Here is a 10,860-nt window from a genome sequence, read left to right on the forward strand (position 1 = left end):
AAAAATTGAAATAGGGAGTAATCTTTTTGTAAAATGATGAGGATAGAAAAGCTGATTATATAAGTATGTGTGATATGATGTTTTTATAAGTTTTATACATACTGCACAAATATAGATTAAATAAGATAAGTGGTGAGAATATGATTTTTGTATTGGATGTAGGGAACACAAATGCTGTACTGGGCGTGTTTGAAGAGGGGGAACTTCGTCAACATTGGCGCATGGAAACGGATCGTCATAAGACAGAAGATGAATATGGAATGCTTGTAAAACAGTTGCTTGAGCATGAGGGTCTTTCGTTTGAAGATGTGAAAGGTATTATCGTGTCTTCAGTCGTACCACCAATTATGTTTGCTTTAGAGCGCATGTGTGAAAAGTATTTTAAAATTAAGCCGCTTGTAGTAGGTCCTGGAATAAAAACGGGGCTAAATATTAAATATGAAAATCCACGAGAAGTAGGTGCGGATCGAATCGTAAATGCAGTAGCAGGAATCCACTTATATGGAAGTCCGCTTATTATTGTCGATTTTGGTACGGCTACTACATATTGTTATATTAACGAAGAAAAGCATTATATGGGTGGAGTTATTACACCAGGAATTATGATTTCAGCAGAGGCTTTATATAGTAGAGCGGCAAAACTTCCTCGTATTGAAATTACAAAACCAAGCAGTGTAGTTGGGAAGAATACGGTAAGTGCGATGCAATCCGGTATTCTTTATGGTTATGTTGGACAAGTGGAAGGTATTGTTAAGCGCATGAAAGAGGAAGCTAAACAAGAACCAAAAGTTATTGCAACAGGTGGATTAGCGAAATTAATTTCAGAAGAATCGAATGTAATTGATGTTGTAGATCCATTCTTAACATTAAAAGGTTTGTATATGTTATACGAGCGTAATGCAAATTTACAGCATGAGAAAGGTGAATAAATAAGTATGAAAGATTATTTAGTAAAAGCGTTAGCATTTGATGGGGAAGTGCGTGCGTATAGTGTACGTACTACAAACACGGTAAGCGAGGCGCAAAGACGTCATGATACATGGAGAACAGCTTCAGCGGCACTTGGTCGTTCTTTAACTGCAGGTACAATGATGGGGGCAATGTTAAAAGGTGACCAAAAGCTAACAATTAAGGTAGAAGGAAATGGTCCGATTGGTCCTATCTTAGTAGATGCTCATGCAAATGGAGATGTACGTGGTTATGTAACGAATCCACATGTTGACTTTGAAGGAACAGAACAAGGGAAATTACGTGTATATCAAGCGGTAGGTACTGAAGGATTTGTAACGGTAATTAAAGATATTGGTATGCGTGAGCCGTTTATTGGTCAATCTCCAATTGTTTCAGGAGAATTAGGAGAAGACTTCACGTATTATTTTGCAGTTTCTGAGCAGACGCCTTCTTCTGTAGGTGTTGGTGTCCTTGTAAATGGAGACGATAGCATATTAGCGGCAGGTGGATTTATCCTTCAAATTATGCCGGGTGCACAGGAAGAGACAATTTCATTCATTGAAGAGCGTTTGCAGAAGATTCCTCCTGTATCAACATTGATCGAACAAGGGCTTTCTCCAGAAGAGTTACTGTATGCAGTCCTTGGAGAAGATAAGGTAAAAGTATTAGAAACGATGGATGTTCAATTTAATTGCACATGCTCACGCGAACGTATCGAGAGTGTGTTAATTAGTTTAGGTAAAACGGAGTTAGAGCAAGTTCGTGAAGAAGAAGAAGAAACAGAAGTTCATTGTCACTTCTGTAATGAGCGATACAAGTTCTCTAAAGAAGATATTACAAATTTAATTGAGAATTTGTAATAAGGGAATTTACCCTCTAAATACATTGACAAACAGGGAATTTTCTGACAAAATCTAAATATATACAAAACCAATAAAAATACTCGGTGTTAGGAGTGACAGGAATGCGAGTGGCACAATCAGTTTCAGAATTAATCGGGAAAACGCCGATCGTTAAGTTGAACCGCATCGTAGAATCAGACAGCGCAGATATATACTTAAAATTAGAATTTATGAATCCGGGGAGCAGCGTTAAAGATCGTATCGCATTAGCAATGATTGAAGATGCTGAGAAAAAAGGATTATTAAAAGAAGGCGATACAATCATTGAGCCGACAAGTGGTAACACAGGAATTGGTTTAGCGATGGTAGCAGCTGCTAAAGGATATAAGGCAATTTTAGTAATGCCAGAAACAATGAGCGTTGAGCGTCGCAATTTATTACGTGCTTATGGCGCTGAATTAGTATTGACTCCAGGGCCTGAAGGAATGGGCGGAGCAATTCGTCAAGCGACTGAATTAGCAAAAGAACATGGCTACTTTATACCGCAACAGTTCAAAAATCAATCAAATCCAGAAATTCATCGTTTAACAACAGGTCCAGAAATTGTTGAGCAAATGGGCGACCAATTAGATGCATTTATTGCAGGTATTGGTACAGGGGGGACGATTACTGGTGCTGGTGAAGTGCTGAAGGAAGCATATAAAGATATTAAAATTTATGCAGTAGAACCTGCGGATTCACCAGTGTTATCTGGTGGAAAACCGGGTCCACATAAAATCCAAGGAATTGGGGCTGGATTTGTTCCAGAAACATTGGATGTAGAAGTATATGATGAAATCATTCAAGTGAAAACAGAGCAAGCGTTCGAATACGCAAGAAGAGTGGCTAAAGAGGAAGGTATTTTAGTTGGTATCTCTTCAGGAGCAGTTATTTATGCAGCGACAGAAGTTGCGAAAAAGTTAGGTAAAGGGAAAAAGGTACTTGTGATTATCCCAAGTAATGGTGAACGTTATTTAAGTACACCACTTTATCAATTTGAGTCTTAATTACATGTGATTGAAAAAGCATCCTTAAAAAAGGATGCTTTTTCTTTTTGGATTGGAAATAGGAAAAGAGTGAATGACTAGAAAACTTCATGTAAAATAAGAGGTAGTATCATTAATTTATTTTCACTAGCCTTCGAATATAACCCTTCTATATACATAACGAATGTAGCTTGAAGTGGTTAATATAAGAGGGTGGGATAAAAGAAGACGGGGTGTTGATATGCAACGAAGAAAATCTTTAGCGCTTTCTATTCCATATCAGTTAGATTTCTTTAAGCAATATAAATTTCTTTCTAAGGATAAACCGCAACATATTTTGTTAGAGAGTGGACGTGGCGGTCGTTATAACATCGTGGGATTAAACCCAGTAGCGGTAATCCGAGGGAAGGGTGAAACGTTACATATAAGTGAAAGTGGTAAGGAAACAATAAAGCAAGGAAACCCATTAAATTTAATGCAGGAATATATGGAGCGATGGAAAACGGATTATAATCCGGAATACCCGCCTTTTCAAGGTGGTGCAATTGGTTACTTTAGTTATGATTGCATCCGTTATATTGAAAAACTTCCTTCTCTTGCGGAAGATGATATTAATATACCTGATATATTCTTTTTATTATTTGATGATGTGTTTGTGTATGATCAAAAAGAAAAAGTATTATGGATTATTACACATTATGTAGATAAGCACGAAGAGGCAAAAGAGCGATTAAATGAATGGAAGATTCTTTGGGCAACAGAAGCGCCGGAAGTGACTATACCGTTTGCGTGCCCTGAAAAGAAAAATGAAGCAGTTGCTTTTACTGAAGAAAGCTTTATGAAGGCGGTTGAATGTATTCAAGAATATATTGGGGCTGGTGATGTGTTCCAAGTAAACTTGTCGACAAGACAAGAAAGAACGTTACAAACACACCCACTAGAAATATATACAAGTCTTCGTGAAATTAATCCATCTCCATATATGGGTTACTTGGAGCTCGGGGATTTTCAAATTGTAAGTGGATCGCCAGAGTTGCTAATTAAGAAACAGGGAACTGAAGTAAGTACAAGACCAATTGCTGGAACGAGATCTAGAGGGGCAAATGAGCAAGAGGATGAAGAATTGGCAAGGGAATTAATTGAGAATGAAAAAGAAAGAGCAGAGCACGTCATGCTTGTAGATTTAGAGCGAAATGATTTAGGACGTGTTTGTAAATATGGCACTGTAGAAGTAGACGAGTTTATGGTAATTGAGAAATACTCACATGTTATGCATATTGTTTCTAATGTGCGTGGTGAGGTGGAAGAAGATAAAGATACTTTCGATTTAGTGAAGGCTGTATTCCCTGGAGGAACAATTACGGGTGCTCCGAAAATACGTACGATGGAAATTATTGAAGAATTAGAACCTGTTCGCCGAGGGATTTATACAGGTTCAATCGGTTGGATCGGTTATTCTGGAGATACAGAATTGAATATTGTAATTAGGACACTTCTTGCTAAAGACGGAAAAGCGCATGTACAAGCAGGGGCGGGAATTGTAATTGATTCAAATCCGGAAAATGAATATAAAGAGTCGTTAAAAAAGGCGATTGCTTTATGGCGTGCAAAAGAACGTAGTGAAGAAACGGTTAGGTGAGAGAAATGATATTAATGATTGATAATTATGATTCTTTTACATTTAATTTAGTGCAGTTTCTTGGAGAACTTGGACAAGATCTTGTTGTTAAACGTAACGATGAAGTGACTATTTCAGATATTGAGAATATGAAACCAGACTTTTTAATGATTTCGCCAGGTCCATGTAGTCCGAATGAGGCAGGAATTAGTATGGAGGTTATTCGATACTTTGCTGGAAAGATTCCGATTTTTGGGGTTTGTCTTGGTCATCAATCTATTGCGCAAGTGTTTGGTGGAGAGGTTGTTCGTGCAGAGCGATTAATGCATGGGAAAACATCGCTTATGCATCATGACGAGAAGACGATTTTTTCGGATATCCCTAATCCGTTTACCGCGACACGCTATCATTCCCTTATTGTTAAGAAAGAGACGTTACCTGATTGTTTAGAGGTAACGTCTTGGACAGAAGAAGGGGAAATTATGGCGCTCCGCCATACAACATTACCGATTGAAGGTGTGCAGTTCCACCCGGAATCTATTATGACTTCTCACGGGAAAGAGTTGTTGCAGAATTTCATTCGTAAATATAGTCCAAGTGTGACATCATGTTAATTTACGTAAATGGTCAGTATGTAGAATCGAGTGAAGCGAGAATTTCTCCTTATGATCATGGTTATTTATATGGTCTTGGAGTTTTTGAGACTTTTCGTATTTATAATGGTCATCCTTTCTTATTGGATGATCATTATGACCGTTTAATAGATGCGCTGGATACATTGCAAATAAAATGGACAAAGACGAAAGATGAAGTAATGCTTATTTTGAAGAATTTAATCGTTAAGAATAAATTAGAGCATGCGTATGTCCGTTTTAATGTATCGGCGGGTATAGATGAAATTGGATTGCAAACAGAAATGTATGAAGAGCCGTCTATTATTGTTTTTATAAAACCTTTAGCGGCCCCGGGAGATGTAGTGGAAAAAGAAGGGGTTATCTTAAATCAAGTGAGAAATACCCCAGAGGGTGCATCTCGCTTGAAGTCTCACCATTATTTAAATAACATTTTAGGGAAACGTGAAATTGGAAATGGTGTGAATAAGGAAGGGATTTTCCTGACTGAAGTAGGTTATGTTGCAGAGGGTATTGTTTCGAATCTCTTTTTTGTGAAAGGTGATATTTTATATACACCTTCGCTTGAAACAGGGATTTTAAATGGTATCACTCGTGCGTTTATTATAAAGGTTGCTGAAGAGATTGGTATAGAAGTAAAAGAAGGTTTCTTTACAAAAGATGAATTACTTTCAGCCGATGAAGTCTTCGTAACAAACTCGATTCAAGAAATTGTTCCGCTTAATCGTATAGAGGGACGAGATTTCCCGGGTAAAGTAGGTATGGTTACAAAAAGATTTATGAACCTTTATGAAATGCAGAGAGAGAAATTGTGGAGCAGAAATGAATTACGAAGAGGAGATGTGTAGTTTGAAGTGGGATTATGATTTGCGCTGCGGCGAATATACATTGAACTTAAATGAAAAAACGTTAATTATGGGGATTTTAAATGTAACACCAGATTCGTTTTCTGATGGTGGGAGTTACAACGAGGTAGATACTGCAGTGCGCCATGCGAAAGAAATGCGAGATGAAGGTGCTCATATTATTGATATTGGTGGCGAATCTACTCGTCCGGGCTTTGCTAAAGTGTCAGTGGAAGAAGAAATAAAACGAGTTGTTCCAATGATTCAGGCTGTTTCAAAAGAGGTGAAATTGCCTATTTCTATCGACACATATAAAGCGGAAGTTGCAAAACAAGCAATCGAAGCTGGTGCTCATATTATTAATGATGTTTGGGGAGCGAAGGCGGAACCGAAAATCGCTGAAGTTGCGGCTCATTACGATGTACCTATTATCTTAATGCATAATCGCGATAACATGAATTATCGTAATTTAATGGCTGATATGGTTGCTGATTTATATGACAGTATTAAAATTGCTAAAGATGCTGGTGTACGAGATGAGAATATCATTTTAGACCCGGGCATCGGTTTTGCTAAAACACCTGAACAAAATTTAGAAGCGATGCGTAATTTAGAACAGTTAAACGTACTAGGTTATCCAGTTCTCTTAGGTACTTCAAGAAAGTCCTTTATTGGGCATGTGCTAGATTTGCCGGTAGAAGAACGTCTTGAGGGGACGGGAGCTACCGTTTGTCTTGGTATTGAAAAGGGTTGTGAGATTGTTCGTGTTCATGATGTGAAGGAAATGGCACGTATGGCTAAGATGATGGATGCGATGATTGGTAAGGGGGTAAAGTAATTGGATAAAATTTATATTCATGATATGGAGTTTTACGGTTATCATGGTGTATTCCCAGAGGAAAATAAATTGGGCCAGAGATTTAAAGTGGACTTAACGGTGGAATTGGATTTGAAACAAGCAGGAGAAAGTGATGACTTAGAGCATTCTGTTAATTATGGAGAGCTTTTCGAATTATGTAGGAAGGTTGTAGAAGATAGAACATATAAGCTTGTAGAGAGTATTGCTGAAAATATTGCTACAGATATATTGAAACAATATGAGAGTATTTCAAGATGTACGATAAAGGTAATTAAACCAGATCCGCCGATACCAGGACATTATCGTGCTGTAGCGGTAGAAATTACGAGAGAACGTCCATGAATAATATAGCTTACATTGCATTAGGTTCAAATATTGGAGAGCGTTATACGTATTTAACTGAAGCGATTCAGTTTCTGAATAAAAATCCTTATATCAAAGTTGAGGATGTTTCGTCTGTATATGAGACGGAACCGGTTGGCTATACTGACCAAAGTTGCTTTTTAAATTTAGTTATAAAAATTTCTACCAATTTATCACCGCAAGAATTATTGAAAGTAACGCAAAAAGTAGAAAATGATCTAGGAAGAAAAAGGGAAATTAGGTGGGGACCTAGGACTATTGACCTTGACATTTTACTATATAATCAAGAAAATATTGAAGCAGAGAATCTTATTGTTCCGCATCCGCGGATGTTCGAAAGAGCTTTTGTTATCGTTCCGTTGTTAGAGATTAATCAAGATATAAAACAAAACATTTCACGTTCACAAGTAGAAGAAATGAAAAGGCGAGAGGGAGTAACGGTATGGAAGCAGAAAAATGGGGAAGACGCATTCGTGCTTTTCGAAAACTAAAAGGTTATACGCAAGAAGGTTTTGCAAAAGAATTAGGGGTATCTGTATCTGTTTTAGGTGAAGTTGAGCGAGGAAATCGATCGCCTTCCCAAGACTTTGTAGTGGAAGTTGCTAAAGCATTAAAGGTCTCGATAGATGAGCTAATGCCAAAGTGACCATGAAGGAAGGAGTAAATCGAGTGTTAAAAATCGCAAATATTGAGATGAAAAATCCGGTTGTATTAGCACCGATGGCGGGAGTGTGTAACTCTGCATTCCGTTTGACAGTAAAAGAATTCGGTGCAGGCCTAGTTTGTGCTGAAATGGTAAGTGATAAGGCGATACTACTGAACAATAAAAGAACATTAGATATGTTATATATTGATGAGAGAGAAAAGCCATTAAGTTTACAAATTTTTGGTGGCGAGAAAGAAACTCTTGTAGATGCTGCGAAATACGTAGATCAATATACGACAGCAGACATCATTGATATTAATATGGGGTGCCCAGTACCAAAAATCGTTAAGTGTGATGCAGGAGCAAAGTGGCTTTTAGACCCAAATAAAATATATGAAATGGTAGCGGCAGTTGTAGATGCTGTAGAAAAACCAGTTACAGTAAAAATGCGTATCGGTTGGGATGAGGATCATATTTTCGTAATCGAGAATGCGAAAGCTGTTGAGCGTGCTGGTGGACAAGCGGTAGCAGTTCATGGGCGCACACGAGTACAAATGTATGAAGGAAAAGCGGATTGGGATATTATTAAACAAGTAAAGCAAGCTGTAAATATCCCGGTTATCGGAAATGGTGATGTCGCAACGCCGCAAGATGCAAAGCGTATGCTTGATGAAATTGGTGTAGATGGTGTTATGATTGGCCGCGCTGCCCTTGGAGATCCATGGATGATTTATCGTACGGTAAAGTATTTAGAGACTGGTGAATTAATGCCGGAACCGACAGTACGTGAGAAAATTGACGTATGTATGTTGCATCTAGATCGTCTGATCGATTTAAAGAATGAAAATGTCGCTGTAAGAGAGATGAGAAAGCACGCAGCTTGGTATTTAAAAGGCATTCGTGGTAATGCAACTGTACGTAATGGTATCAATGCTTGTAATACGCGTGAAGACCTTGCAAATGTATTAGGTACATTTGTAGAAGAAGTAGAAGCGAAACAACAAACAATTCACGTTGGTTAATAATAGGAAGGGAAGATTGACATTCTTCTATACACTTCCTATAATTACGTGAAAGAAAGAAGAACTGCCAGTTAGTTGCTGGCAGTTTTTCTAGTTGAGTAGAAAATGCTATACTGTATATATTGTAAAAATTAATAGAGCTGGAGTGATATCAATACCATGGATAACATGAACCACGAAGAATTAAACGACCAATTGCTTGTTCGTCGTGAAAAGCTACATAACTTACGTGAGCAAGGGATCGATCCGTTCGGTAAACGTTTTGAACGTACAAATGCAACAAATGAATTATTAAGCCTATATGGAGAGTTCTCTAAAGAAGAATTAGAGGAGAAAGAAATCTCTGTTTCTATCGCTGGTCGTATTATGACAAAACGCGGTAAAGGAAAAGCTGGATTTGCACATATTCAAGATTTACATGGACAAGTTCAAATTTACGTTCGTAAAGATGCTGTTGGAGATGAAGAGTACGAATTATTTAAAACAGCAGATTTAGGTGACTTAGTAGGTATTGAAGGTAAAGTTTTCAAAACGAACGTTGGAGAACTTTCGGTGAAAGCAACGGGCTTTACGCTATTAACGAAATCTCTTCGTCCATTACCGGATAAATATCATGGATTAAAAGATGTTGAACAACGCTACCGTCAACGTTACTTAGACTTAATTACAAGTATGGAAAGCCGTGAAACATTTGTTACTCGCAGTAAAATCATTCGTGAAATGAGAAGATACTTAGATGACAATGGTTATCTTGAAGTGGAAACACCTATGATGCACGCAATTGCAGGTGGAGCTTCTGCGCGTCCTTTTATCACGCACCATAATGCGTTAGATATGGAGTTATATATGCGTATCGCAATTGAACTTCATTTAAAACGCCTTATTGTGGGTGGATTAGAAAAAGTTTATGAAATCGGCCGTGTATTCCGTAACGAGGGTGTATCAACTCGTCATAATCCCGAGTTTACGATGATTGAATTATATGAAGCGTATGCTGATTATAAAGATATTATGAAACTAACAGAAAATATGGTTGCTCATATCGCGAAGCAAGTACTAGGTACAACAACAATCCAGTATGGTGATTATGAAATTAATCTAGAACCAGAATGGACACGTCTTCATATGGTAGATGCAATTAAAGAACATTCTGGAGCAGATTTCTGGAATCCGATGAGTGTAGAAGAAGCGCGTGAACTTGCAAAAGAACATAATGTAGAAATTAAGGATACAATGGAAGTTGGTCATATTATTAATGAATTCTTCGAGCAAAAAGTAGAAGATAAATTAATCCAACCAACATTTATTTACGGTCATCCGGTAGAAATTTCGCCACTTGCGAAAAAGAATGACGAAGATCCACGATTCACAGATCGTTTCGAATTATTTATCGTTGCACGTGAACATGCAAATGCATTCACTGAGTTAAATGATCCAATTGATCAGAAAGAACGTTTTGAAGCGCAATTAAAAGAACGCGAACAAGGTAATGATGAAGCTCACATGATGGATGATGATTATATCGAAGCTCTTGAGTATGGTATGCCTCCTACGGGTGGACTAGGAATTGGTATTGATCGTCTTGTTATGTTATTAACGAATGCACCATCTATTCGTGATGTACTATTATTCCCTGCTATGCGTCATAAACAAGACTAAGCTTTGGAGATTTCTCCAAAGCTTTTTTTATCGCGATTGGTGAGGCTTGATTAAAGTTTCACTTTATTTGAGTATGAGTGTGGAGATTAGATGTTGATGTTGGAAGAAATTATATTTATATAGAAGAAAAGTGCTGTTTTTATACTTTTTTACTAAGTTAAAAATTTTATTAGAAAAACTATTGCATTTTAATAATCAAACTGGTATATTTATATTCGTTGCCACGAAAGGTAACAAGCAAAACAAACGAAAAACAACTTTTTGAAAAAAGTTGTTGACGAAAATATAACGAAATGTTATATTAATAAAGTCGCTTCTGAGCGACGAAGTAGTTCTTTGAAAACTGAACGAAACAAACAACGTGAAACGTCAATTTTTATTTTAGATGCTAGACAAAC

At 37.4% G+C, this 10,860-nt stretch carries 12 protein-coding genes; all 12 read left to right on the forward strand.

Annotated features, from left to right (window positions below; genetic code table 11):
- Nucleotides 1-140: 140 nt before the first annotated feature.
- Nucleotides 141-929, forward strand: coding sequence for a type III pantothenate kinase (locus BAQ46_RS25845; protein ID WP_000578367.1), 789 nt, complete (start codon nt 141-143; stop codon nt 927-929).
- 6 nt (nt 930-935) lie between these two features.
- A complete protein-coding gene (hslO, locus tag BAQ46_RS25850; protein WP_000656366.1) occupies nt 936-1,811 on the forward strand; it encodes a redox-regulated molecular chaperone HslO in 876 nt (291 codons plus the stop codon).
- A gap of 104 nt (nt 1,812-1,915) precedes the next feature.
- Nucleotides 1,916-2,839 carry a cysteine synthase A gene (gene cysK / locus BAQ46_RS25855; protein ID WP_001261709.1) on the forward strand — a complete coding sequence of 308 codons (924 nt, stop codon included), beginning with the start codon at nt 1,916-1,918 and terminating at the stop codon, nt 2,837-2,839.
- 220 nt (nt 2,840-3,059) lie between these two features.
- Nucleotides 3,060-4,457 (forward strand): aminodeoxychorismate synthase component I, encoded by a 1,398-nt coding sequence (gene pabB / locus BAQ46_RS25860; RefSeq protein ID WP_071743060.1) that lies wholly within the window; start codon nt 3,060-3,062, stop codon nt 4,455-4,457.
- A 5-nt stretch (nt 4,458-4,462) separates the two neighbouring features.
- Nucleotides 4,463-5,050: an aminodeoxychorismate/anthranilate synthase component II gene (pabA, locus tag BAQ46_RS25865; RefSeq protein WP_000602276.1), complete on the forward strand. Its 588-nt coding sequence runs from the start codon at nt 4,463-4,465 to the stop codon at nt 5,048-5,050.
- Nucleotides 5,044-5,916: an aminodeoxychorismate lyase gene (gene pabC / locus BAQ46_RS25870; protein ID WP_000909887.1), complete on the forward strand. Its 873-nt coding sequence runs from the start codon at nt 5,044-5,046 to the stop codon at nt 5,914-5,916. Before pabA ends, pabC begins: the two co-directional genes overlap by 7 nt.
- Nucleotides 5,891-6,751 carry a dihydropteroate synthase gene (gene folP, locus BAQ46_RS25875; protein ID WP_071743062.1) on the forward strand — a complete coding sequence of 287 codons (861 nt, stop codon included), beginning with the start codon at nt 5,891-5,893 and terminating at the stop codon, nt 6,749-6,751. Before pabC ends, folP begins: the two co-directional genes overlap by 26 nt.
- Complete coding sequence (folB, locus tag BAQ46_RS25880; RefSeq protein WP_000358059.1) at nt 6,752-7,114, forward strand: dihydroneopterin aldolase; 363 nt, start codon at nt 6,752-6,754, stop codon at nt 7,112-7,114. It abuts the gene before it with no gap.
- Entirely contained in the window at nt 7,111-7,626 is a 516-nt protein-coding gene (gene folK, locus BAQ46_RS25885; RefSeq protein ID WP_001059445.1) for a 2-amino-4-hydroxy-6-hydroxymethyldihydropteridine diphosphokinase, read from the forward strand. Before folB ends, folK begins: the two co-directional genes overlap by 4 nt.
- Nucleotides 7,578-7,781, forward strand: coding sequence for a helix-turn-helix domain-containing protein (locus tag BAQ46_RS25890; RefSeq protein WP_000387027.1), 204 nt, complete (start codon nt 7,578-7,580; stop codon nt 7,779-7,781). The genes folK and BAQ46_RS25890 overlap by 49 nt, the downstream gene beginning before the upstream one ends.
- Nucleotides 7,782-7,804: 23 nt before the next feature.
- Nucleotides 7,805-8,803 carry a tRNA dihydrouridine synthase DusB gene (gene dusB / locus BAQ46_RS25895; RefSeq protein WP_071743064.1) on the forward strand — a complete coding sequence of 333 codons (999 nt, stop codon included), beginning with the start codon at nt 7,805-7,807 and terminating at the stop codon, nt 8,801-8,803.
- Between the two features lie 159 nt (nt 8,804-8,962).
- The gene (gene lysS / locus BAQ46_RS25900; protein ID WP_000369678.1) at nt 8,963-10,462 is read left to right on the forward strand and encodes a lysine--tRNA ligase; all 1,500 of its coding nucleotides are present in this window, start codon (nt 8,963-8,965) and stop codon (nt 10,460-10,462) included.
- Nucleotides 10,463-10,860 lie beyond the last annotated feature (398 nt).

The sequence above is a fragment of the Bacillus paranthracis genome (genome assembly GCF_001883995.1).
GTDB lineage: Bacteria > Bacillota > Bacilli > Bacillales > Bacillaceae_G > Bacillus_A > Bacillus_A paranthracis.